24 protein-coding genes are annotated in these 22,745 nt (G+C 41.7%); 17 read left to right on the forward strand and 7 right to left on the reverse strand.

All coding sequences use genetic code 11. The annotated features are described in order from the left end of the window. Positions 1-131: 131 nt before the first annotated feature. The 3 genes from BDD43_RS04970 (at position 132) to BDD43_RS04980 (ending at position 1,929) form a co-directional block, all read left to right on the forward strand. Positions 132-1,004 (forward strand): tetratricopeptide repeat protein, encoded by an 873-nt coding sequence (locus tag BDD43_RS04970; RefSeq protein ID WP_121196702.1) that lies wholly within the window; start codon positions 132-134, stop codon positions 1,002-1,004. 101 nt (positions 1,005-1,105) lie between these two features. Then, the gene (locus tag BDD43_RS04975; RefSeq protein WP_121196703.1) at positions 1,106-1,471 is read left to right on the forward strand and encodes a helix-turn-helix domain-containing protein; all 366 of its coding nucleotides are present in this window, start codon (positions 1,106-1,108) and stop codon (positions 1,469-1,471) included. Further along, positions 1,471-1,929: an NUDIX domain-containing protein gene (locus BDD43_RS04980; protein WP_121196704.1), complete on the forward strand. Its 459-nt coding sequence runs from the start codon at positions 1,471-1,473 to the stop codon at positions 1,927-1,929. The genes BDD43_RS04975 and BDD43_RS04980 overlap by 1 nt, the downstream gene beginning before the upstream one ends. A gap of 1 nt (position 1,930) precedes the next feature. Here the strand turns inward: BDD43_RS04980 and BDD43_RS04985 are convergent, their stop codons facing one another. Next, the gene (locus tag BDD43_RS04985; RefSeq protein WP_121196705.1) at positions 1,931-2,800 is read right to left on the reverse strand and encodes an AraC family transcriptional regulator; all 870 of its coding nucleotides are present in this window, start codon (positions 2,798-2,800) and stop codon (positions 1,931-1,933) included. Between the two features lie 200 nt (positions 2,801-3,000). Here BDD43_RS04985 and BDD43_RS04990 point away from each other — a divergent pair, with 200 nt between their 5' ends. The 3 genes from BDD43_RS04990 (at position 3,001) to BDD43_RS05000 (ending at position 6,393) form a co-directional block, all read left to right on the forward strand. Continuing rightward, positions 3,001-4,254 carry a pyridoxal phosphate-dependent aminotransferase gene (locus BDD43_RS04990; protein ID WP_121201881.1) on the forward strand — a complete coding sequence of 418 codons (1,254 nt, stop codon included), beginning with the start codon at positions 3,001-3,003 and terminating at the stop codon, positions 4,252-4,254. A gap of 117 nt (positions 4,255-4,371) precedes the next feature. After that, positions 4,372-5,637 (forward strand): glycosyltransferase family 4 protein, encoded by a 1,266-nt coding sequence (locus BDD43_RS04995; RefSeq protein ID WP_121196706.1) that lies wholly within the window; start codon positions 4,372-4,374, stop codon positions 5,635-5,637. 3 nt (positions 5,638-5,640) lie between these two features. Further along, positions 5,641-6,393 carry a glycosyltransferase family 2 protein gene (locus tag BDD43_RS05000; RefSeq protein ID WP_121196707.1) on the forward strand — a complete coding sequence of 251 codons (753 nt, stop codon included), beginning with the start codon at positions 5,641-5,643 and terminating at the stop codon, positions 6,391-6,393. Positions 6,394-6,405: 12 nt separating this feature from the next. On the opposite strand, the gene BDD43_RS05005 is transcribed toward BDD43_RS05000, so the two are convergent. Continuing rightward, the gene (locus BDD43_RS05005) at positions 6,406-6,921 is read right to left on the reverse strand and encodes a GNAT family N-acetyltransferase (protein WP_121196708.1); all 516 of its coding nucleotides are present in this window, start codon (positions 6,919-6,921) and stop codon (positions 6,406-6,408) included. 91 nt (positions 6,922-7,012) lie between these two features. On the opposite strand from BDD43_RS05005, the gene BDD43_RS05010 reads away from it, so the two are divergent. Further along, the gene (locus tag BDD43_RS05010) at positions 7,013-9,448 is read left to right on the forward strand and encodes an alpha/beta fold hydrolase (RefSeq protein WP_121201882.1); all 2,436 of its coding nucleotides are present in this window, start codon (positions 7,013-7,015) and stop codon (positions 9,446-9,448) included. A gap of 67 nt (positions 9,449-9,515) precedes the next feature. Further along, on the forward strand, positions 9,516-10,454 hold the full coding sequence (locus tag BDD43_RS05015) for a hypothetical protein (RefSeq protein ID WP_121196709.1): 939 nt from the start codon (positions 9,516-9,518) through the stop codon (positions 10,452-10,454). Here BDD43_RS05015 and BDD43_RS05020 read toward each other — a convergent pair. Both BDD43_RS05020 and BDD43_RS05025 read right to left on the reverse strand, forming a co-directional pair. Further along, positions 10,451-11,095 (reverse strand): DUF2306 domain-containing protein, encoded by a 645-nt coding sequence (locus BDD43_RS05020; protein WP_121196710.1) that lies wholly within the window; start codon positions 11,093-11,095, stop codon positions 10,451-10,453. The genes BDD43_RS05015 and BDD43_RS05020 overlap by 4 nt on opposite strands. Beyond that, positions 11,092-12,984: a YARHG domain-containing protein gene (locus BDD43_RS05025; RefSeq protein WP_121196711.1), complete on the reverse strand. Its 1,893-nt coding sequence runs from the start codon at positions 12,982-12,984 to the stop codon at positions 11,092-11,094. The genes BDD43_RS05020 and BDD43_RS05025 overlap by 4 nt, the downstream gene beginning before the upstream one ends. 175 nt (positions 12,985-13,159) lie before the next feature. Here BDD43_RS05025 and BDD43_RS05030 point away from each other — a divergent pair, with 175 nt between their 5' ends. Further along, positions 13,160-13,705 (forward strand): peroxiredoxin, encoded by a 546-nt coding sequence (locus tag BDD43_RS05030; protein ID WP_121201883.1) that lies wholly within the window; start codon positions 13,160-13,162, stop codon positions 13,703-13,705. A 137-nt stretch (positions 13,706-13,842) separates the two neighbouring features. Beyond that, the gene (locus tag BDD43_RS05035) at positions 13,843-14,427 is read left to right on the forward strand and encodes a carboxymuconolactone decarboxylase family protein (protein ID WP_121196712.1); all 585 of its coding nucleotides are present in this window, start codon (positions 13,843-13,845) and stop codon (positions 14,425-14,427) included. Between the two features lie 92 nt (positions 14,428-14,519). Here BDD43_RS05035 and BDD43_RS05040 read toward each other — a convergent pair whose 3' ends face one another. After that, positions 14,520-14,882, reverse strand: a complete 363-nt coding sequence (locus BDD43_RS05040) for a DUF3127 domain-containing protein (protein WP_121196713.1) — start codon at positions 14,880-14,882, stop codon at positions 14,520-14,522. Positions 14,883-14,963: 81 nt separating this feature from the next. On the opposite strand from BDD43_RS05040, the gene BDD43_RS05045 reads away from it, so the two are divergent. From BDD43_RS05045 to BDD43_RS05055, 3 genes are read left to right on the forward strand one after another with little or no spacing between them, the layout of a single operon-like run. Further along, positions 14,964-16,136: a THUMP domain-containing class I SAM-dependent RNA methyltransferase gene (locus BDD43_RS05045; RefSeq protein WP_121196714.1), complete on the forward strand. Its 1,173-nt coding sequence runs from the start codon at positions 14,964-14,966 to the stop codon at positions 16,134-16,136. Between the two features lie 2 nt (positions 16,137-16,138). Beyond that, complete coding sequence (locus BDD43_RS05050) at positions 16,139-16,663, forward strand: hypothetical protein (protein ID WP_121196715.1); 525 nt, start codon at positions 16,139-16,141, stop codon at positions 16,661-16,663. Positions 16,664-16,669: 6 nt separating this feature from the next. Beyond that, positions 16,670-17,323 carry an HD domain-containing protein gene (locus BDD43_RS05055; RefSeq protein WP_121196716.1) on the forward strand — a complete coding sequence of 218 codons (654 nt, stop codon included), beginning with the start codon at positions 16,670-16,672 and terminating at the stop codon, positions 17,321-17,323. Positions 17,324-17,429: 106 nt separating this feature from the next. Here the strand turns inward: BDD43_RS05055 and BDD43_RS05060 are convergent, their stop codons facing one another. Further along, complete coding sequence (locus BDD43_RS05060) at positions 17,430-17,915, reverse strand: hypothetical protein (protein ID WP_121196717.1); 486 nt, start codon at positions 17,913-17,915, stop codon at positions 17,430-17,432. Between the two features lie 172 nt (positions 17,916-18,087). Between BDD43_RS05060 and BDD43_RS05065 the strand changes: the two genes are divergently transcribed. Continuing rightward, positions 18,088-19,005 (forward strand): hypothetical protein, encoded by a 918-nt coding sequence (locus tag BDD43_RS05065; protein ID WP_121196718.1) that lies wholly within the window; start codon positions 18,088-18,090, stop codon positions 19,003-19,005. Here BDD43_RS05065 and BDD43_RS05070 read toward each other — a convergent pair. Continuing rightward, positions 19,002-19,817, reverse strand: a complete 816-nt coding sequence (locus BDD43_RS05070; protein WP_121196719.1) for an alpha/beta hydrolase — start codon at positions 19,815-19,817, stop codon at positions 19,002-19,004. The two genes, BDD43_RS05065 and BDD43_RS05070, sit on opposite strands and share 4 nt — an antisense overlap. Positions 19,818-20,035: 218 nt before the next feature. Here BDD43_RS05070 and BDD43_RS05075 point away from each other — a divergent pair, with 218 nt between their 5' ends. The 3 genes from BDD43_RS05075 (at position 20,036) to BDD43_RS05085 (ending at position 22,693) form a co-directional block, all read left to right on the forward strand. Beyond that, the gene (locus BDD43_RS05075; RefSeq protein WP_121196720.1) at positions 20,036-20,740 is read left to right on the forward strand and encodes an esterase family protein; all 705 of its coding nucleotides are present in this window, start codon (positions 20,036-20,038) and stop codon (positions 20,738-20,740) included. 67 nt (positions 20,741-20,807) lie between these two features. Continuing rightward, entirely contained in the window at positions 20,808-21,533 is a 726-nt protein-coding gene (locus BDD43_RS05080) for an MIP family channel protein (RefSeq protein WP_121196721.1), read from the forward strand. A 68-nt stretch (positions 21,534-21,601) separates the two neighbouring features. After that, positions 21,602-22,693: an ATP-grasp domain-containing protein gene (locus BDD43_RS05085; RefSeq protein WP_121196722.1), complete on the forward strand. Its 1,092-nt coding sequence runs from the start codon at positions 21,602-21,604 to the stop codon at positions 22,691-22,693. Positions 22,694-22,745: the final 52 nt, after the last annotated feature.

Here is a 22,745-nt window from a genome sequence, read left to right on the forward strand (position 1 = left end):
TAGTTTAACTTAAATGATATATTGTAAGCATGCAACATGCGCTTTAACGCCATTGTTACACAAGGCCCGGCGTTAGCTTGCTGTATTTTACATAAAATGAATATATTAGTGGCAACTAATCGCTACCACCGATGAAAAAAAAAGGGCTGCTGTTTTTATTATTAATAGCCTGCATAGTACCCAAACTACGGGCACAAGGTTTGGCGGCCGATACGGCTTTCAGGTTTACGCACCGTATTTCGCGCTCGGTTAATAATTGGATAGTTTTTCCAAAACAGGCTGATATTGACGCTTATCCATTTGGGTATTTATATATCGACCCCAGTTCGGGCTTTGTGTTTAATTTGGAAGGCTTTTTTAAAACTGATGGCCGAGGCAGGTTTATCCGCATAAAGCAAAAAATTAACGAGGCAACACACCAGCGTTATATGCTAAAACGCGGCGCACAAAAAACGCTGGTTGCCATCATTAATTCCGACCATAACGAAGAGCTTGATATTTACCCACGCCCGGCCTGGTTTGATAATTATAACACTTATACGGATACACTTGTGCATTGTATTGATTGGGCAAAAGCATACAATGATATAAAAGATGGCGAAATGGCTGTGGCAATTTTAAAGGCCCCATACAAAATAACACCACATGCACCCGGCCTTGAGCTTGAACTGGCGCGTGCTTACAATGGCGTAAAACGCTTTGACGATGCCATTAAAGTTGCCGAAGCCGCATTATTATACAACTACGGCGAACCTTTATTATATAAAGAGTTAGGCTTTGCACAGTTAAGTAAAGGCCGGCTTAACGAAGCACTTGATACTTTTAATGCCGGTATAAAACTTTGCGACCGAACTCAAGCCGAAGAAAAAGCCGAAATGGCTATGAATATGGCAATTACCTACCGCAGCAAAAACGACAAACAAAACTATTTAGAATGGATGGATTTTGCTAGGGCATGGGCACCGCATGACTCGGAAGTTGCAGACATGCTGAACGACATGTAACAAAAAAGGCCACGTTAAGGCTATATATTATCTTTTTGCCTTACAAGCCCTGTTTAAGGGTTGGCTATTTAGCAAACTTTAGTAATCATATTGAAATTTAGATGACCACAGATAATCAATTACTTAAACGCCTGCGTATAGTTATTAAGGCAAGCGGTGGCCAAAGCAAGTTTGCCAAAGCCTGTGGTGTATCACAATCATTAATAAGCCTGATGCTATCGGGTGAGCGCGATATTAATTTTACCATTATACGCGCCGTTTGTCATGATCTGGGCTACTCGCCCGAGTGGATTATTACGGGCAAGGGTGAAAAACAAGCCGATGGTAAAAAAGACAGCACCAAACTGGTTACCGAAATACAAATATTGCGCACCGAGATTGAACTTTTGCACGCACGCATGCGCAGCTACGAAAAGCAGTTTGAAGAGATAAAAGCAAAGCTCAGCCCGCCAAAACCTTTAAACTAATGCCAAAACAAAGCGCTGGGATATTGCTATACCGAACAAAAGATTTATTGGAAGTTTTTTTGGTACACCCCGGTGGTCCGTTCTTTAAAAATAAGGATGACGGAAGCTGGAGCATTCCCAAAGGCGAATTTTTAGATGATGAAGACGCATTAACTGCCGCAAAACGCGAGTTTGAAGAAGAAACAGGGTTGGCTATTGATGGTTCCTTTATCAAACTTGAACCCGAAAAATTAAAAAGCGGTAAAATTATTTATGCCTGGGCCCTAAAGGGCGATATTGATGCACAAGGCATAGTTAGCAATACCTTCGAGATTGAATGGCCGCCCCGGTCGGGCAAAATGATGGCCTTCCCCGAGGTAGAACGCGCCGGTTGGTTTAACGTTACAGAAGCGTCAAACAAACTAAACGCCAGCCAATTTGCACTGGTTGGGCAGCTGCAAACCTTGCTGGTGCCATAAACTATGCGCTCATAAACTCTTTTTGGTAATTTAAAGGGCTTTTGCCAGTAGTGAGTTTAAAGTACTTATTAAAGCTGGCAAAGTTGTTAAAGCCGCTTTCGTAGCAAATGTGTTTAATAAAGTATTTGTTTTCGATAAGCAATTTGCAAGCATGGCCTACCCTTATCTCGGTTATAAATTGCGAGTAAGTTTTTTTGGTTTTTAGCTTAAAATATCTGCAAAACGAGTTGGGGCTTATCCGGGCAACTTCGGCTATTTCGTTGAGGTCAATTTTTCGCTTATAATTAGCAAACGAATACTCATAAATAGCGTTAATCCGCTCGTCCTCCAAATCAGAAGCGCCGTGATTAAACGCTACCGACGATAGCTGTTTCATGTTTTTGGCATGAGCCAACTTGTTCAAAACATGAAGTAACAGTATAATTCTTTCCAGGCCAACGCTATGTTGTAGCTCGTCTAAAGTAGCAGCAATTTTATCAGTAATATCTACGGGTACGGTATAGCCTCGTCGTGCTTTTTCAAGTAATAAACGCACGTTTGTATTTTCGGGCAATTGCAAAAACTTATCACCCCAAAAATTTTCGGCAAATTGGGTTACCGAAACGTGTGCAGCAGCATCGCCTTTACTCTTCAAAAAAACATCATCAAACTTAAAAAAGTGCGGCAATTGCGAGCCTATCATAAAAATATCGCCAGCTTTAAACTTTTGTACACTATCGCCAATAAAGTGTGTACCCTCGCCGGTTTTAATGTAAATAAACTCAATCTCCGGGTGGTAATGCCAACGTTTGTTAGCATCAAAGCCAACGTCCTCCCGGGCTGTGAACGAGTTTGAATGACCGGGAAAAACCTTTAGTAATTGTGCTTTCATTTAACTGCTCTGCCTAAAAAAGCAAAACTGCCGTTTGCTTTAGTTTATATATGGTAACGCTAAATTACAAGTTATTACCCACATTATTAAACGGGCCGCTTTTTATCAACCAAACTTTTGTAATTCAAATAAAAGGTGCTGGGTTTAATTATCGTATTGTTTATAAACGGCTATATTTGCACCTCAAAAATATCAAAACCATGATACCATCAAAATTGGCTCAAAACCTGCGCGGATCCGAAATTATCAAGATTGCCGGTGAGATCAATGAACTGAAACGACAAGGACAAAACATTGCCAACTTAACCATTGGCGATTTTGACTCAAATATATATCCTATCCCGGCAGATTTAAAGGCTGGTATTATTGACGCCTACAACGCAAACCAAACTAATTATCCGCCTGCGGATGGTGTTTTAAGCTTGCGCGAAAGTGTATCAGACTTTATAACTAAAGAGTATAAATTAGATTATAAGCCTAACCAGATATTAATATCGGGCGGTTCGAGGCCGTTAATTTATGCAACCTACCTTGCCCTGGTTGACCCCGGCGATAAAGTGGTTTTCCCTGCACCATCGTGGAACAATAACCACTATTGCGATTTACTTACCGCCAAGCCCGTTATTGTGCAAACCCTTCCCGAAAATAATTTTATGCCTACGGCAGCAGAATTACGTCCGCATGTAAAGGGAGCAACTTTACTGGCTTTGTGCTCGCCGCTTAACCCAACCGGCACCATGTTCACCAAAAAGGACCTCGAAGAAATTTGCGACCTTGTAATTGAAGAGAACGCAAGCCGCACACCTGCCGAAAAACCATTATATATTTTATACGATCAAATTTATTCGCAGTTAACCTTTGGTGTACACAAACATTACGACCCGGTTACCCTGCGCCCCGAATTAAAGGATTATGTGGTTTTTGTTGATGGCTCGTCTAAATGTTTTGCTGCAACAGGTGTACGCGTAGGCTGGGGCTTTGGCCCGGCAGATATTATTAACAACATGAAAGCCATTGTTGGCCACATGGGCGCATGGTCGCCCAAGGCCGAGCAGGTTGCTATGGCGGCCTATTTAAAAGATGCCGCAAGCGTTACCAGCTTTTTAAATGGCTTTAAGGCACGCATACAAGCCAGTTTGCAAGCGCTGTACAACGGCTTTATGGAATTGAAGGCAGAAGGTTTTGCGGTTGACGCCATTGAACCAATGGGCGCCATATACCTAACTGTAAAAATAGACTACAGTGGTAAAACTACACCCGATGGCACGCTGATAAAAAACTCGGCAGATGTTAACTTTTACCTTATTAAAGAAGCCGGATGCGCCTTAGTGCCATTCTCGGCCTTTGGAACAGATGAAAGTGAAAACTGGTTCCGAGCATCAGTAGGTGCAAGTACTTTAGAGGAAATTGAGGCCATGATACCGCGTATTAAAACCGCACTGGCCAAATTATAAATAAGGGAAGAAGAGTCAGGAAGCGAGAATCAAGAACCGGGACAGGTACTTTCTCTCTAACCAAATGATAAACCTGTGGCCATTGTATGCTCATTAAATATTAATGTATTTTTGGCTATGTTAAAAGTGGTTCACTTAAATACTTACGATGGCAATGGCGGTGCCGGGCGGGCCTGTATCAGGCTTAACCGCGCCTTACTTTCGCAAGGTGTTGATTCTAAAATAATAGTCCACTATAAATTTGGGAACAATCCCCAAATAAAAACTTTTAACAGCTCCATAATTCAAAAGGCATATACAGCGGCAACCATTATTATGGAGCGGCTTTTGGCCAAACGCTATTTAAAACCTGTTAAAACGCCATTTTCATTTGCCTGGTTTGGCCGCTCGGTTATTCATCATCCCGACGTTAAAAATGCCGATATTATTCACCTGCACTGGGTTAATCACGGTTTTTTAGACCCGAAGCATTTAGCCGAAATTGCCCAACTCAATAAACCCGTTGTTTGGACGTTTCATGATAGCAACGCATTTACAGGCGGTTGCCATGTACGATACGAGTGCAATCATTTTCATCAGCAATGCGGCAATTGCCCGTTGCTAAAAGAGCCACAGCCGGATGATATATCGAATAGTATTTGGCAAGCAAAACACGCCGCCTATAATAAACTTAATTTCAGCATTGTTGCACCAAGCAGGTGGATGCAATCGTCTGTACAGGCAAGCAGTTTGATGGAGGGTAAAAGCATTGTAAATATACCCAACACCCTCGAAACTGATGTTTTTACGCCAATTGATAAAACCCTGGCGCGCCAAAAATTAGGGCTGCCAACAGATAAATTTATTTTTTTAACCGGGTTTATGCCTTCCCGTAAGGATATGCACAAGGGCACCGGTTACCTTATGCAAAGCCTTGATCTATTGGCCGAAAGACAGGGCATCAACAAAGAACAGATTGAACTGGTAGTTTTTGGCAACCGCAATCTGGAAGATGTGCCTGTGTTCCCATTTAAAACCACCTTTTTAGGCACTATAAATAACGACGAAAAACTGGCCCTATGCTATGCCTCGGCAGATGCTTTTTTGATACCATCGCTGGAAGACAACCTGCCATATACCGTAATGGAAAGCCTGGCTTGCGGTACACCCGTTATTGCCTTTACAACCGGAGGCATACCAGATATGGTACAGCACCAACATAATGGTTACCTAGCCACTTACCGTTCGGCTGAAAGTTTTGCGGATGGAATGGAATGGATATTAAGCCATAATACACTCCAAATTTTACGTGCGCAGGCCCGGCAAACGGTAATGGAGCAATTCTCTGAAACCGTGATCGCGAAAAAGCATCTTGAAGTTTATCAGCAGATCATTAAAAGTTAAAGCATGTTTAACCCGCGGCTTAGTATAATTACCATAGTTTACAATAACGTTAACGATATTGAGCGCACCATATTAAGCGTGCTTGGGCAAACCTACACCAATATTGAGTATATTGTGATTGATGGTGCATCAACCGACGGCACGCTTGATGTTATAGAAAAATATCGCAGCCGGATAAGCACACTGGTTAGCGAAAAGGATAATGGCATTTACAACGCAATGAACAAAGGCCTAAATTTGGCTACCGGAGATTATGTGCTTTTTATGAATTCGGGCGATGAGCTTTTTGCATACGATACCGTTGAACGTGTTTTTGCTACCGAAGCCGATGCAGATATTTACTATGGCGAAACCGAAATAATAAACAGCAAACGCGAAAGCATGGGTATGCGCCGCCATAAAACTCCCGAAACTTTTACATGGCGCGGTTTTAACCTAGGCATGAGCATTAGTCACCAGGCCATTTACATTAAGCGCAGCCTGGTTGAGCCATATAACGAACAGTACCAACTAAGCGCCGATATTGATTGGATTATCCGCATCGCCAAAAAGGCAGACAAGATAGTTAACACCCGCATTTGCGCAGCCAAATACCTGTTTGGGGGTATGTCGAAAAAGAAACATAAGCAAAGCTTAATAGAGCGTTTCCACATCATGCGCAAGCATTATGGCACTGTGCCAACCGTATTTAACCACGGTATTATTGCAATTAGGTTGACGTGGTATTTTTTGTTGAATAGGAAGACTAATGATTAATAGCCATAGAAATTATTTACACCGGGCGAAAATATGCTCGTTGTAAAGTTGCCCGTGTTTGAACAATGCTTTTTTTGAAATACCCTCTTTAATAAAACCGGCCTTTTGCAAAACCTGCATCGATGCCGGGTTGCCCTCAAATACCCCGGCTTGTATCCGCACCAAATCAAACGTTTCAAAGCAATAGTTAACCATTAGTTTCAAGGCTTCCGTCATAATGCCCTTACCCCAAAAGGGCTCGCCGAGCCAATAACCAATTAAGGCCGTTTTCCGGAAAATATCCTGCTTAAATTCAATGCCTATGCCTCCGGCAATCTCGCCGTCAATATCAATAACCAGGTTATCAACACTTGTTTTTTGTAACTGAAAGGATACCCATTCCTGTGCGTATTCGTGAGTATAAGGATAACAAAACCTGTCGGACAAATAGCGCGATACACTGGGGTTATTGGCATATTTAACCAGCAATTTTTCATCGCCGGGTTTCCACTGGCGTAAACAAAACCCTTCTGCTTTTAACTCAACCATTTTGTAACAATTGTAAGTGCTGCTAAAATGAACCCTGATAATTAACGTATAAATGCTAAATTGCAATTTAATAACTGATTTTATTATTGATATGAAGAAATTTTTTACGTGCTTGCTGCTTGTTGTATCTACCGGTTCGTTTGCGCAGAAATTAGATAAATTGACTGTCGAAAAAATCATGCGCAATCCCAAATGGATAGGCACATCGCCAACCAACGTTTACTGGGGCGATGATAGCAGGAATATTTATTTTACCTGGAACCCCGATAGTGCCGAAAGGGCCGAGCTATTTTCTATCACGCCCAATAACCTTAAACCTCAAAAGCTTAGTTTGGACGAAAGAAGGGCCATGCGCCCCACAAACGGCGATTGGAATAAAAAACACACCATTAAATTATACGAAAAAAATGGCGACATTTTTGTTTTCGATCTAAAATCCGGTAAAACCGAACAGCTAACCAGCACCACCGAGCGCGAAAGCAACCCGACATTCAGCGGCGACGAAACGAAGATAATATTCACCCAGGGCGATAACCTATTCTCTTTAAAACTCAACGGTTCGCAGTTGACACAGTTAACCAACTTTACGCGTCCAAGCGCGGCAGGTGCAAGTACCCCGGCACCAGCAGGTAGCGGTCGCAGAGGGGGAGGTGGCGGAGCAAGGGGAGCCGTAGCAGCCCAAACGGCTGCAGGTAAACAAGATGCCTGGCTAAAGGATCAGCAGCTTGATATATTCGACATCATTAAAACTAAGGCCAAGAACGAAAAGTTAACTGCTGCCGAGCGCAAAGCCATGCAGGTGAAACCCATAAAGGAAATTGCTATTGATAGCAAGCAAATAAGTGATTTAAAACTTAGCCCAAATACCCGATACATTACTTATACCCTAACCAAGCCTGCCGAAGGCAGCCATAACGTTATTGTGCCTAACTACGTAACTGCTTCGGGGTATACTGAAGACATACCTAACCGAACCAAGGTTGGCACACCGCAGTCCGCTTCGGAAAGCTTTATTTATGATTTACAGCGTGATACGGTTTATAGCATCGTAACCAAGAATATTCCGGGCATTAAAGACCTGCCCGACTATGTGAAGGATTATCCCAAACAATTGGAGGAACGTAAAACCCAAAACGAAGACCGTAAGGTTACCATAACCGGCCCTTATTGGAGCGAAAGCGGCAAAAACGCAATAGTTACCGTATGGGCAGAAGATAACAAAGACAGGTGGCTCATGAAGCTCGATCCCGAAACCGGCAAACTAAGCTTGCTTGACCGCCAGCGCGACGAAGCCTGGATTGGCGGCCCGGGTATAAACAGCTATGATAGTGGGAACCTGGGTTGGGTAGACGAACAACATATTTATTTCCAGAGTGAAGCTTCGGGCTATTCGCACATTTATGTTGTTGATGTGGCTACCGCCGAAAAGAAACAAATAACCAGTGGTAAATGGGAAGTACAAGGCCTCAAGCTATCAAACGATAAAAAGGACTTTTATTTTACCGCCAATATAGACCATCCGGGAGTAACAGCTTTTTACCGCGTTCCGGTGATTGGCGGCAGCCCGGTTAAACTAACAGCTATGGTAGGCGGTAATGAGGTTGAACTATCTCCCGACGAAAAATGGCTGGCCATCCGCTACTCCTACCCTAATAAACCCTGGGAACTGTTCATCCAGGCCAATAAACCGGGTGCTAAAGCTGTACAGGTAACCAACTCGGTAAGTGCCGAATTTAAATCGTACGCGTGGCGCTCTCCCGAGATATTTACGTTTAAGAACCGCTACGGTGCCGATATTTATGCCCGTGTTTATACCCCGGCGCATGCCTTGCCATCGCACCCGGCTGTAATTTTTGTACATGGCGCGGGCTACTTGCAGGATGTGTTTTACAAGTGGAGTTCGTCGTACTTTCGCGAGTACATGTTTAACAACATGCTTGCCGATAACGGATATACTGTATTGGAGATAGATTATACCGGCAGCGCGGGTTATGGCCGCGACATCCGCACGGGTATTTACCGCCACATGGGTGGTAAAGATTTAACCGACCATGTTGATGCCGTGAAACTTCTTGTTGAAAAATACGGTGTTAACCCTAAAAATGTTGGCCTGTACGGTGGCTCGTATGGTGGGTTTATAACATTGATGGCCATGTTTACCCAGCCCGATGTTTTTGCCGCCGGTGCAGCACTGCGCAGCGTTACCGATTGGGCGCATTATAACCACGGTTACACCTCCAATATTTTAAATGAACCTTTTAACGACGAGAAGGCCTACAAGCTAAGTTCGCCAATATACTTTGCCGATGGCCTTAAAGGGCGTTTGCTGATGTGCCATGGCATGGTAGATCAAAATGTTAACTTTCAGGATATTGTGCGTTTATCACAACGCTTAATTGAGTTGCACAAAAAAAACTGGGAGCTGGCCGTATTCCCGGTGGAAGATCATGGCTTTGTTGAACCCAGTAGCTGGACCGACGAGTATAGCCGCATTTATAAATTATTTGACGAAACATTAAATAAGTAATAACACCTTGTACTTTTTAATGCATAAACATTTTCCAGCAACCGCAAACGAACATTACTTTTGAAGCATGATCTGCCGTACCACTCCAACAAAACAATTTTACCTCATACTGCAAATAGCCCTTATGGCTATAGTTTATACAGCATGTAAACAAAAGCCTGCGCCTGTTAAACCGCAGCCATCATTTAAATTGGTGCATGGTATTAGTTTTACCGAGGTGCGGCGCACTTTTAAGTCGGGTGTTTCATTTAGCGATCAGGGCTTCCAGTTGGAGCCCGACTGGAAGTTTACTTTCCTGTCGGACGATTCAATTAATATTTACAGTCCCGAAAAGAAGAAGTTTTTTAACTGCCCCGTTATTTTCGATCACGATTCTATTTTTAACATAGCATGGGCCTGGATGCGTGTAAAAAAGATCACAAAGGATAGTATCAAATTCCAGGTGCTTGAGGTGGAGAACAAGAAGATTCAATACGATCGCTCGTTTATTTACATGACCTTATATTCCGACAATTATATCAAAAACGTTTTACATACCGATTCGGCCACACTGGTGAGGCCGAGCCGTCAGGATACCCTGTATATCAAACACAAGGCCGAGATGGCCGACGCTGATCCTAAATATGCCTTCGGCGCACGTATTCCGGCATCGTTAACCAGCAACAGTCCGCTGGTATCGGTAATTAAAACAAGCGTTACCAAAAGCGAGCTCGAGAACATTACTACTGCGGATGACTACTTAACTCCCGATTTTAGGGTTACCATCCACAAAGCATATGAAAACTTTAATTACCCTATTGTGATACTGGTAGACTCGAAAGGCGTACTACACTTTAGTAAATCGCACAACATGCAAATGCCCGAGTTTGCCGAATCGGAAAACCGTGTCATGACGGCCATCACCAATGGTTATCTAAAACACTATCTTAATGTTAAACCCGGCACAACCCTCGGCATTGCGCATGCCAGTAAAATAGTGGTAACTGTAAAAGGATTAAAAAACTAAGCTTTTACAGCAATCGTTGGTACTTTGCCCTTATCATAATAATTAATAAGCTCAACCAATAGTAAATTGGGCACCCAACTTAAAAAAGCAATAATGAGATAGTTGTATTGAAAATTAACGCCGTTTCCAAATACGGTAAACAGATATATGTACAGCCGTAAAGTAACGGCGGCAAAAGCAAGGGCGTAGCTGCGGCGCATCATACAAGCATGTTTTGCTATTTGCCCATTTACGGCAAAGCGCCAGGCGGTTATGGTGCTCAATACCCACAGCGTATTTTGCAGCAAAAACGAAATAAATACGCCTGTACCCCGGTGTATAAAAAAAGTCATCACATAGGCACCCGGCGCCGAAAACAACAATACCCCAAAAACATAACACCTCCCCAAAAACCGGTGCAGTTTTTTATTGCTGTACACACGTTTAGAAAACTGCGCAAAACCTATGAGCAATATTAAGCTGCTGCCGAAAATATGTGCATAAAATGCGGGTAGGTACAAACCCGTTTTTATAGCCAGTTGTTTAAGTAGCAAAAAGCCTTCGTCGGTTTTAAAATTACCGTACAGGTAAAAAGTACCTAAGCTTAATATCAATATCCAAACTAAAGCCAGGTAACGCAGTACTTTACCGGTAACACTCATTTTGAAGCCAGGGTTTGAGGCTGTTTAGTTTGCTTAAGTTTGTTGGCTATCCAGTTAATGTTGTATTTATCAATTGCGGTTAGGGAGTCGTCTACATTTGCGCGTAGCTGCCGGTTATACCTATTAAAGGTATTTTGAAATAACTCCGTCCATTTAGGGTTTTTAAATTGGTAATGGTACTCTGCGAATATTTCATTTTTCATGTATTGTAAAACATCCGAGGTTAATTGTGCGGTTTTTTTGTCCTGATAAACATAGCAGGCATTTAAATACGAATCGTCCATTTTAATGAATTTGGTAAAACCAAATAGCCTTTGGTTAGGCAGCTCGTCCAGCACATTGTTTTTTACAACTAAATAATGGTATGTGGGCGCCTCCTGCAATACGTTATCGCTGTATAAATGCAAACCTAAAAATGAACTGAATTTAAACTCATACATGGTATCATTAATTGGCCTCAAATTATTGATATCACACTTCCCACTTAGTGGATGTGAGTTATCATCGTAGTCGGAGTAATCTTTTTTAGCACTGTAACCGTATACGGCGTTATGCTTTTTATCAACTAACAATACCTTTTTTTCTTCATAAAAGCCCGATCGCGCACCCAGGTAATTATCAACTATTGATGAATATGCTGTTTGGAGCCAACTGCCTTCATCGTGTTTGCTCTCGAAGGTTATTTGGTATGATGCCGTTAAACCCTCATCATCGCCCTCTTTACCAGGCCTAAATGGATTATTAAATGAAAAATGAGAAGGAAGTATTTTCCAATCTACCAAGTAAGATGGCGGAATTACCACAGCAGCGTCCTCATCATGCGAGTTAAGTTCCATTATGTTGTTTTTATCCAAAGTAGAATCGGATAAGGTGTACGATGCATTGTAGAGTTTTATTTGGGGCAATACATCGGTAATTTTAAAGTCTTCAAGTTTAGGGCTAATGGTAAAATCCCTTTTTAAATAAAAATAATCCGATGCCATTTTTAATACAGCCAGGTTTTCGTTACCGGTTAAAGGTATTATCTGGTCGTAATCGGCAGGGGCTATTACTTTGCCTGTTATGTTGTATAATCCCTTTTTATGTTTTTTTTCCACCTCTATCAGGCCAGCTATTGTACCACTGATGTTATGTATCAGGTCATATTCAAGCGGTATTATTTCTTTCATATCCGGGCTTACCAAACCCATTTTAAATTCATATTCTGTGTGGCCATCTTTTTCATACCATTCATGGTTTATATCCCATTTGCCGTTTATTACATAGAAAAAGGTACGTTCGTTTACATAGTTAAACCATATTACGCTGTCGTATTTTGAGCGTAGAATTTCTGCCGCCTTAAAGGCTGCTATGGTTATTGGCCGGTAACCCGAATCTGCCGGGGTGCCTTTATGTATGATATGTTTTATATCCTTACCATAAGCTATATAATCACTCATAAACCGCCTCGCATCTATTTGGGTGATTTTAAAATTCTCGGCAGATATTTTGCGAATTTTAATTGTAATAACGGTTTTCTTTAAGTTTGAGCCGTTTTCTTTAAACTCAACAGGCACCTGCGCCTCAATAAACTCGGTATTCAGTATTTTTATTTCGCTATCACCACTTATTAAATTCACATCAAACAATGCAGCATCACGACCATTCAAACTCTTTTTGTTCGACAGTACACTTAGCAGTTTTAATAATTGCTTATTATTTTGTTTGCCTTCAAAATAAGTTAACAGGGTATCCTGCGAGCCTTGCTTCAGGTCGGCGTTAAACATATCTAAAAAAACAATTACTTCTTTCTTTTCGGGCTTAGGCAAATACTTGCTTCGTATAAACAAAAAACAGCATAACGCCAGCACTAAAACACTTGTAATAATGATGATAGGTTTTTTTTTCATGGTAATGCAATGTATTAAAAATATTTAAAACAATAAACAAAGCCATTATCTACAAAACCTATAATAACCAATAGTTAATATAGACAAAAGCTATATGCCATAGAATAATAGAATTTATACCGGGAGGCTATTTTGCCTATATTTGTATCAACAAAAATTAAAAAAACTTACAATTATGTTAACCATAGGACAAAAATTCCCTTCATTTTCTAAAACCGCTGTAGTAAGCATTGAAAAAGGTAAAGAGTTTGAAACATTAACTTCTGATTACCTGGTGAATGACGATAACGTTTGGACAGTAATGTTTTGGTGGCCAAAAGATTTTACTTTTGTTTGCCCTACCGAAATTGCCGAATTTAACAGAGCTTATGGCGAATTCCGCGACCGTGATTCACGTTTAATTGGTGCTTCTACCGATTCGGAATTTGTACACGCAGCATGGAGAAGAGACCACGATGATTTGCGCGATTTAAAATTCCCGATGCTGGCTGATACTTCAAAATCATTAGCCGAAGAATTAGGTATATTAGAGCCTACCGAAAAAATTGCTTACCGCGCTACCTTTATCGTTGATCCAACAGGCATCATCCGTTGGGTATGTGTTAACGATTTGAGCGTTGGCCGTAACGTTAAAGAAGTTTTACGTGTACTTGATGGTTTACAAACCGACGAACTTTGCCCTTGCAACTGGGAAAAAGGACAAGAAACGTTAAACGCTTAATTGCCCCTAATTAACACACCTTATATACTATCCCCTTTACTATATAGTATTGGGGATTTTTTTTAGGACAATATAGTAAAGCGAGATGCTCTTTGCTATAATTAATAACCCAATAACAAATAACTTTTAACTCCATCATGAGCGATACTACAGATATTATAACCGAAATACTACAAAGCGTTGGCTTAAACGCCGATTACCGCACCAGTAGCTTAAGCTTATTAGAAGCCGGCGAATCGCGCTACCTGCGCGATTTGAAATTAAACTTTACCAGCACCCTAACTTCCGAGCATTTAAGCACCAAAGAATGTGCTTTGCTGGGCCTTAGCACCGCCGTAAACAACAACAATAAACCACTTACCGATTACTTTACCAAGTATGCCGAAGAGCAGGGTGCAGCCGCAGCCGATATTGCCGAAGCTGCTGCATGCGCATCGTTACTTGCCTCAAACAATATATTTTACCGTTTCCGCCATTTTACTCAAAAAGAAAAATACACCCAAATACCTGCACGCATCCGTATGCAAATTATGATGAAGCCGGTAACCGGGAAAGAGTTTTTTGAGTTGATGAGCCTAGCCGTATCGGCAATTAACGGCTGCGAAATGTGCGTTAATTCGCACGAAGACTCGCTTATTAAATTAGGAACTACCGAAGAGCGTATTTTTGATGCGGTAAGGATTGCATCACTGGTAACCTCGTTTGGGAAGATAGTTTTTTAATAAACTCAGCCCCCTCTAAATCTCCCCCGGTAGGGGAGACTTTAAGAGCATACTATTTAAAGCCCTCCCTACGGGGAGGGTTTGGGTGGGGCCTAAAACGGCAAATCGTCGTCTTCGCCTGGCGCGGCGCTCAGGTTAACAGGCGCGGCATACTCTGGCGAAGCAGGAGCAGTGCTACCTAAAACGTTAATTTTCCATAATTGCAGCGAGTTAAAATAAGTTTTTTTGCCGGTCTTGTCTGTCCAGGGGCGGCCTTTTAAATTAAAGAAAACTTCCACATCCTCACCAATCTTTACATTGTCTAATAATGCGCATCTATCCTGTATGGCCTCAAATTTAAGGTACTCAGGGTATTGAGGGTTTTCTATATATTCAAGTATCAGTTCTCTCTTTTTAAGCGATTCTGTAACCTGTGCGGTTACAGATACTTCGTGTACTTTACCTTTGATCTCCATAATTGTTTAATTAAAAATGTAAAGTTAAGCGATATGAAATAAAATCGGGAGTATTTAATCCGTAAATTCGCAAACTTTACTATGCAAGTTTTCCACACTCCAAGCAAAATCATCCTAACCTGTAACAAAAGGTTATCGCCCTATTTAAAGGACGAAGTAGAAGCACTGGGCTTTGATATTAAACGGGTATTCCAAACAGGCGTTGAGCTTGAAGGTACCGTTACCGATTGTATTCCGCTTAACATTAACCTGCGTTGTGTTAGCCAGATACTGTACTCGTTAGGCAGCTTTAAGGCCGAAAACCCCAACGAACTGTATGAACATTTAGTTACCATTGAATGGGAAAAACTGATAGATTTTACGGGCTATTTTTCGGTAACATCCAACGTTAATAACGAGCACATTTTAACCCCGTTATTTGCCAACGTAAAGGTTAAAGATGCCATTGTTGATAGGATCAAAAGTGTTAAAGGCATCAGGCCAAATTCGGGCCCGGAATTAAACAAGGCCGTTATCCACCTGTACTGGCAAGAAGATCAGGCCGAAATTTTTATAGATACATCCGGCGAAACGCTGGCCAAACACAGCTACCGTAAAATACCGGGCAAGGCGCCTATGCTTGAGGCTTTGGCGGCATCAACCATTATGGCTACGGGTTGGGATAAAAAATCGCCTTTTATTAACCCTATGTGTGGTTCGGGTACGCTGGCTATTGAAGCGGCTTTACTTGCTACCGACAAACCGCCCGGCTTTTTTAGGATGAATTATGCATTTATGCATATTTTAGGTTATGACGAGACGGCCTTTTTTAACGAACGCCGCATATTAAAAGATAAGGCTGTAAAGCAGATAGATTTTAAAATTGTTGCCACCGATATATCCGACGATGCCGTTGATATCGCACGCAAAAATGCCAAAACTGCCGGTGTTGACCATTTAATTGATTTTGCCGTTTGCGATTTTGCCGACACAGAAGTACCCGAAACACCAGGCGTTGTTTTTTTTAATCCCGAATATGGCGAACGTTTAGGCGTACATACTAAGCTGGAACTGACATATAAACGCATTGGCGATTTTATGAAGCAGCAATGCAAGGGCTACAAAGGCTATATTTTTACCGGCAACCCCGATTTGGCAAAAAAAATAGGCTTAAAAGCCGCACGAAAAATTGAGTTTTACAATGGTAAATTAGATTGCCGCTTGTTAGAATACGAACTGTACGACGGCAGCAAAAGAGAACCCAAACCCGAATAGCAATGAAAAAAACATTAATTTTAGCATTAGTAGTTTTAATGTGCGGCACAGCATTTGCACAAAAAAAAGAAAAAGCCGCTGCTGATACCGTAAAAAAAGAATTGCCCGCTCCTTTTAAGGGCGGTATTGATAGCCTGTTACAGTTTTTTAAAGACAACCTGGTAGTTTCGCCCCAAATTATTAAGGCCAAGGCTTCGGGTACGGCAATCATTAAGTTTACATCCGAAGGAAAGGGTTTTTTAACCAGCATAGTAATTTACTATGCCGATGATTATATGCTTACCCAACCCGCAACCGATGTTTTGCGCCGCTCTAACGGGAAATGGATAATACCTAAAGAAGTGCAGCTTTATGATTTTGTTATCCAATTTACCTACAACTACAAACCTACCGGGGGCGATATTAAACCCGCTGCACTAAAGGCTATTTTAGATTATCAACAGCAGCATAAACCTATTATTTCTACAAATCAGGTACCGCTAAATTATGCAACCATGCTGCCTACCATTGTTGTAAATTACGAATAAGCAAGTATGGTTAATAATGATGCAATAAATAAAACAGCACAATACGTTGAGCAAACCTTGCAAGGTGCCGAAGCCGGGCACGATTGGTGGCACATACAACGCGTTTGGAAAAACGCACAATTGATAGGCCAACAAGAGCCTGTTGATATGCTGGTAGTAGAACTTGCAGCATTACTGCATGACATTGCCGATAGTAAATTTAACAATGGCGACGAAGAGATTGGCCCTCAATTAGCCATAAGCTTTTTACAAAGCATAGCGGTTGATGCCGGGGTTGTTGAGCATGTACAACAAATTATCCGCAATATGTCGTTCAAAGCCAGCTTTGGCGAAATTGTTTTTACATCTCCCGAGCTACAGGTTGTGCAGGATGCCGATAGGCTTGATGCCATTGGCGCAATTGGCATAGCCCGCGCATTTACATACGGCGGTTTTAAAAACCGCGAAATGTACAACCCTAATATTGCGCCCAACCTTAACATGAGTAAAGATGAGTACAAAAACTCGGCTGCTCCAACAATTAATCACTTTTACGAAAAACTGTTGCTGCTAACCGATAAAATGAATACAACATCGGGCAAACAAATAGCAGCGCAGCGCCACCAATTTATGCTGCATTATTTAGAGCAGTTTTATGCCGAATGGGACGGCTTTAAGTAAATTGCATCAAAAACTTGTTTCTACAAAAAAGGCTGCCCCCTAAATATAAATTGGGGACAGCCTCTAACTAAAAAACAACAACACTTATCCTACAACACTATAGTATTTATATAGCCTTGCGTACAGGGTGCTTAACACCATCTTTACGGGCTTCCCTTACATCCTTTTTAATATCTTTTTTCTCAGCCTTTAAATCTTTCAATTCGGCTTTGGCGCGGGCCTTGTCGCCTGCTTTAATATCGGCAGCGGCAGCTTTTTTATCCGCAGCAGCGGCTTTTAAATCAGTGTTAAGTTTCTTTTCGTCGGCAACTTTAATTTGAGCGTTTGCTTTGGCAATTGGTTTGGTTACGCCTTCGGCTTTTAGTGCTTTGACATCTGCTTTTACTGCGGCTTTATCGGCTTTTACAGCTTTTAAGTCAGCCTTGGCGTCAACTTTATCGCCTGCTTTTGCATCCTTAATTGCAGCAGTCTTGTCATCGCGTGTTTGGCGAATATCTTTACGAAGGTCTTGCATTCCGGTAGCTGGTGTAGTTTGTGCAAATGTGGCCGCCGAACAAATTAAGGCAATCACTATAAGGTTTAAGGTTTTCATATTTACTGGGCTTCCTTTTTAAAAGAGGTTTAATTATTAGTATTTTATTAATTATGATGTTATGACTGATAATTATTTTAAGAGTTTAATAAAAATAAAAAAATATTTAACGTTAAACTTTTTTGTACGCCAATAGTCAAACGCATCACCTGTATAATTTAAACCCTATTGCATGAACCTTTTTTACAAATTACCATTACTTTTTTTGTTCAGCTCCTCTGTATCTTTAGCTTACGCTCAAACAGATACAACCACTACGGCAGACACTTCGGGTACAGAAAAATCGCATTTAAAAATCGGCGTTAGCTATGTTAACAACAGCGTTTATTTGGGCCGTACCGATACCATTACAACACCGGGCATAACGCCAACTATTAGTTATACCTTAAAATCGGGGCTATACTTTTCGGGAGCGATGGATTTTGTAACCAACCGAAAAAAGAACACGCTGGACGGCGGCAATTTAGAAATTGGCTACGACCATAGCTTTACCGACGACTTTGAGGGTGGCCTATCATTAACCAAATTGTTTTATAACTCAAACAGTACACAAGTATCATCGTCACTAAGCAGCGTTATTACAGCTTACGCTGATTATGATATTGCCGATATAATTACCCCGGCAGTACTGTTAAGTTACAATATTGATAAAAGCAGCACCGGGAGCGATTTTATATTTAGTCCAAACCTATCCCACGATTTTGATATTGAAGGCATTTTTAGCGATAATGACTTTTTAGTCATCAGTCCGCAGGCGGGGTTAAATGCCGGTTCGCAAAACTATTATGCAGGTTATCTTGAAAAGAAAAACCGGATCAGCAAAAAGGTAGCCAATGCGGTAAATGCCGCCTATAATTCTTATTACGATGCCCTGGGGCAATTTAAGCTATTAGATTATGAAATAACGGCACCCATAGTTTATAAAAACGGGCACTTCAGGTTTTCGTTTACGCCCACTTATACTTTTGCACAAAATAACTTACCACAAAGCACGGCTGCCGAAAAAGCAATTACAAAAAGTATAGAATCGGGCTCGCCTTATAAGTCGAGTATATTTTACTTTTCGGTTGGCGTGTCGTTAAAGTTTTAGGCCTTAAACGCCCAGCTTAAAAATTTAGGCATAGCCTGCGCCCATGTGGGCATATCGTGTTTGCCGCCAACCACTTCCAGATATTGTATATCGGCGGGGCGGGTGTAGCCTTTTAATTCAAGCTCACCTATCAAATCAATGGCATCATCTATCGAATCTATGATGCCATTGTTATTCCTGTCGGCAGTTTCGTCGGCAGTGCCGGTTTGTATCCAGAATTTCAGTTCCGGTTTAGCCTGAGTATTACTAATAATATGATGCATAATCCGGTCGCCATCATGGTAGCCGTCGTCCAAACCCTTGCTTCTCCACCAAAACGAACCCGAAAAAGCACCAGCCTTGTCAAATACATCAGCGTTATTCCAGGCAATATCAAATGCGGATAAGCCCCCTAACGAAAACCCTGCAAAAACTGTGGACGCAAAGGCATTAATCCCGGTGTTTTGCTTTAAAAAAGGTAAAAGCTCCTGTATTATAAATTGAGTGTATTGGCCGGCCTTACTACCGCGCTTTTTATAATCGGGTTGGCCGGCGGTACCGTATTCTTGCAGGCGCTCATCTCCGGCGTGTATGGCAGCAACTAAAACAGGCTTAATTTTATGGGCGTTATATAAATTAAGCAGGGTTAGTTTTACTTGCAGGTTTTCAATTTCCTGCCCATCGTTTAACAGCAATAAATTAATGGCTTCGGCTTTATTATATTCCGAAGGCACTAGCAGGGTGCAGGTAACATCGCGCCCCAGCACTTTGGATGATAATGTTAATATTTCTTCGGTAATGGCCATTTCGGTAACAAACAAATTCGGATACATCTCTCTCGCTAATAATTAAACAGGGCTGCAAAGGTAAGCCATCTTTGTAAAACAAGCAGCAAGCATCGCAAATATGTTAGATAAGCATTTTACATGCTTAATATTTTCATACAACAGGCCATTTCTAATAGTACACACATTTGCACATCCACACACCTGCACATTTACTCATTTGCACATTAAAAACAATAGCCTTATATTACACTAAATTAAAGGCATTGAAAGAAGAATACAAACGTTGGTACTCGCGCAACCTGAGCCGGCACCTTGATATGTTGATTTTTGGCGACCGCGGCTACCCGGTTATCCTGTTCCCAACCTCAATGGGGCGGTATTATCAAAATAAAGATTTTGGCTTGATTGAGAGTGTACGCTGGTTTATTGAGCAGGGCCTTGTGAAAATATATTGTATAGATTCTATCGACGAGCAAAGCTGGTACAATAAAGCCATCCACCCGGCCGACCGCGCGCGAACTCATGTTGCTTACGATAAAATGCTTGACCAGGAACTGGCTCCATGGGCCATGTACGAAACCGGAGCGAGTAAAATAGCCGTAGCTGGCTGTAGCTTTGGCGGTTACCATGCGGCTAACTTTGCATTTAAACATCCCGATAAGGTGGCGCATTTATTTTCGATGGGTGGCGCGTTCGATATTAAACAGTTTACCAACGGGTTTTACAACGACGATATTTTTTATAACAACCCGCCCGATTTTTTGCCCGGAAGCAACCAGGCCAACCTGTGGCAAATGAACATTATTTTAGGCACGGCCCACGATGATTTTTGCAAAGGCGAAAATATCCGCCTGTCGAATATTTTAAAACAAAAACATATTAACCATTGGTTAGATATTCGCAACGGCACACACGACTGGCCGGTTTGGCGCCAAATGTTTCCTCACTATTTATCTACCATTAAATAATTTACCACAACACAAAAAACGAAATAAAAACCCTATATTGTTCTCTAAATCAAATCAATACCGTATCATGAAAAAGTATTTAGCAGAATTTATCGGGACATTTTCCCTGGTCCTATTCGGTTGTGGCGCTGCTGTTGTCGCCGGTAAAACAATCCCCATTACAGTTGCCGATGCACCTACCGGCATTGGCCTTTTAGGTATATCGTTAGCCTTTGGTTTCGCGGTTGTTGTAATGGCCTACGCCATTGGCCCAATATCAGGTTGCCACATCAATCCGGCTATTACCATTGCTATGCTGGTAGCTAAAAAAATAGGTTTAAAGGATGCAATAGGCTACGTTATAGCCCAGTTAGCAGGTGCAACTTTAGCGGCCTTTGCTTTATTAGAAATTCAGAAAGGTGCTCCCGGCTTCAGCATGGGCGAATGGGCCCTGGGCGCAAACGGATGGGGGCCGGGTTACTTAGGCGGCTATACCACAACGGCGGCCTTTATTGCCGAAACATTGCTTACCTTTTTGTTTTTATTCGTAATTTTTGCAACCACTTCTAAACTAGGCAACTCAAACATGGCTGGTTTAGCAATAGGGCTTACTTTGGTGCTTATCCATTTACTGGCTATACCTATAACAGGCACTTCTGTAAATCCGGCACGTAGCTTTGGTCCGGCTATATTGGCTGGCGGTAAAGCCTTACAACAATTATGGCTATTTATGGTGGCCCCTGTTGTTGGCGGCATTTTGGCGGCATTGTTATGGCGCGGTGTATTTGAAACCAAAGAAGAAGCGGCGGCTTAACTACGCATTTTTCCAAAACAAATTAGTGTTTAGCTTATTTATAAGCTAAACACTACATAAATTTATATATGAAGAAAATAGGAATTCTATTTGGGCAAGAAAACACGTTTCCACAGGCGTTTATTGACAGGGTTAATCAAAAAGCTGTAAAAGGCATTACCGCCGAGTTTGTTAACATTAACAAGGTAATGCAAGCCGAGCCGCTTGATTATGCTGTTATTATCGACAGAATTTCGCAGGATGTGCCCTTTTATCGCGCAACACTAAAAAACGCAGCCATTTGTGGTACAGCAGTTATTAACAACCCCTTTTGGTGGAGTGCCGACGAAAAATTTTTTAACAATGCCCTCGCGGTTAAAATAGGTGTGCCTGTGCCCAAAACGGTTATTTTGCCATCAAAAGAATTACCTGACGATACCACCTCACAATCTTTCCGAAACCTGGCGTACCCGCTTGATTGGAAAGGCATTTTTGAATACGTAGGTTTCCCCGCATACATGAAACCGTTTGACGGTGGCGGCTGGAAAGAGGTTTACCGCATTGAAAACGAACAAGACTTTTTTGAAAAATATAACGGAACAAAACAATATGTAATGATGCTACAGGAAGAAGTTGTTTTTGACGATTACTTCCGTTGTTATTGCATTGGCGGCAAACATGTGCGCATTATGCAATACGAGCCGCGCAACCCGCACCACTTGCGTTACCAACACGGCAAAGCACCTGCCTCTAAAAAAATACTGGATTTGGTTGAAGGGTACGTATTAAAGCTGAACCAATATTTAGGTTACGATTTTAACACCGTTGAATTTGCCATACGCGATGGTGTACCTTATGCCATTGATTTTTGTAACCCCGCCCCAGATGCCGATATAAAAAGCGTAGGCGAAGAAAATTTTGAATGGGTTGTTGAAACTGCCGCCAATTACGCCATTGAACGCGCGAAGGCACAAAAAGACGGCGTTGATAATTTAACCTGGGGCCAATATGTAAAAAGCGGTGCAGCAGGTTTACCGTTAATTGCGGCAACGCCTAAAAAAGCAGTTAAAGCTGATGTTACTATTGGTGAGCCAATAAAGGAAACCAAAACGGTTAAAAAGGTAGTTGCGCCAAAAGCGGAAAAGGAAGTTAAGCCTAAGAAGACCACCAACAACAAATAATAGCTAATGCATGATAATTCAAGTTCTTTTTGGGGTTATCTAACAGGTATAT

The organism is Mucilaginibacter gracilis, assembly GCF_003633615.1.
GTDB classification, from domain to species: Bacteria; Bacteroidota; Bacteroidia; order Sphingobacteriales; family Sphingobacteriaceae; genus Mucilaginibacter; species Mucilaginibacter gracilis.

Coding starts and splice junctions, on each gene's coding strand:
- BDD43_RS04970 (WP_121196702.1), top strand. CDS start 132: ATGAAAAAAAAAGGGCTGCTGTTTTTATTATTAATAGCCTGCATAGTA.
- BDD43_RS04975 (WP_121196703.1), top strand. CDS start 1,106: ATGACCACAGATAATCAATTACTTAAACGCCTGCGTATAGTTATTAAG.
- BDD43_RS04980 (WP_121196704.1), top strand. CDS start 1,471: ATGCCAAAACAAAGCGCTGGGATATTGCTATACCGAACAAAAGATTTA.
- BDD43_RS04985 (WP_121196705.1), bottom strand. CDS start 2,800: ATGAAAGCACAATTACTAAAGGTTTTTCCCGGTCATTCAAACTCGTTC.
- BDD43_RS04990 (WP_121201881.1), top strand. CDS start 3,001: ATGATACCATCAAAATTGGCTCAAAACCTGCGCGGATCCGAAATTATC.
- BDD43_RS04995 (WP_121196706.1), top strand. CDS start 4,372: ATGTTAAAAGTGGTTCACTTAAATACTTACGATGGCAATGGCGGTGCC.
- BDD43_RS05000 (WP_121196707.1), top strand. CDS start 5,641: ATGTTTAACCCGCGGCTTAGTATAATTACCATAGTTTACAATAACGTT.
- BDD43_RS05005 (WP_121196708.1), bottom strand. CDS start 6,921: ATGGTTGAGTTAAAAGCAGAAGGGTTTTGTTTACGCCAGTGGAAACCC.
- BDD43_RS05010 (WP_121201882.1), top strand. CDS start 7,013: ATGAAGAAATTTTTTACGTGCTTGCTGCTTGTTGTATCTACCGGTTCG.
- BDD43_RS05015 (WP_121196709.1), top strand. CDS start 9,516: ATGATCTGCCGTACCACTCCAACAAAACAATTTTACCTCATACTGCAA.
- BDD43_RS05020 (WP_121196710.1), bottom strand. CDS start 11,095: ATGAGTGTTACCGGTAAAGTACTGCGTTACCTGGCTTTAGTTTGGATA.
- BDD43_RS05025 (WP_121196711.1), bottom strand. CDS start 12,984: ATGAAAAAAAAACCTATCATCATTATTACAAGTGTTTTAGTGCTGGCG.
- BDD43_RS05030 (WP_121201883.1), top strand. CDS start 13,160: ATGTTAACCATAGGACAAAAATTCCCTTCATTTTCTAAAACCGCTGTA.
- BDD43_RS05035 (WP_121196712.1), top strand. CDS start 13,843: ATGAGCGATACTACAGATATTATAACCGAAATACTACAAAGCGTTGGC.
- BDD43_RS05040 (WP_121196713.1), bottom strand. CDS start 14,882: ATGGAGATCAAAGGTAAAGTACACGAAGTATCTGTAACCGCACAGGTT.
- BDD43_RS05045 (WP_121196714.1), top strand. CDS start 14,964: ATGCAAGTTTTCCACACTCCAAGCAAAATCATCCTAACCTGTAACAAA.
- BDD43_RS05050 (WP_121196715.1), top strand. CDS start 16,139: ATGAAAAAAACATTAATTTTAGCATTAGTAGTTTTAATGTGCGGCACA.
- BDD43_RS05055 (WP_121196716.1), top strand. CDS start 16,670: ATGGTTAATAATGATGCAATAAATAAAACAGCACAATACGTTGAGCAA.
- BDD43_RS05060 (WP_121196717.1), bottom strand. CDS start 17,915: ATGAAAACCTTAAACCTTATAGTGATTGCCTTAATTTGTTCGGCGGCC.
- BDD43_RS05065 (WP_121196718.1), top strand. CDS start 18,088: ATGAACCTTTTTTACAAATTACCATTACTTTTTTTGTTCAGCTCCTCT.
- BDD43_RS05070 (WP_121196719.1), bottom strand. CDS start 19,817: ATGTATCCGAATTTGTTTGTTACCGAAATGGCCATTACCGAAGAAATA.
- BDD43_RS05080 (WP_121196721.1), top strand. CDS start 20,808: ATGAAAAAGTATTTAGCAGAATTTATCGGGACATTTTCCCTGGTCCTA.
- BDD43_RS05085 (WP_121196722.1), top strand. CDS start 21,602: ATGAAGAAAATAGGAATTCTATTTGGGCAAGAAAACACGTTTCCACAG.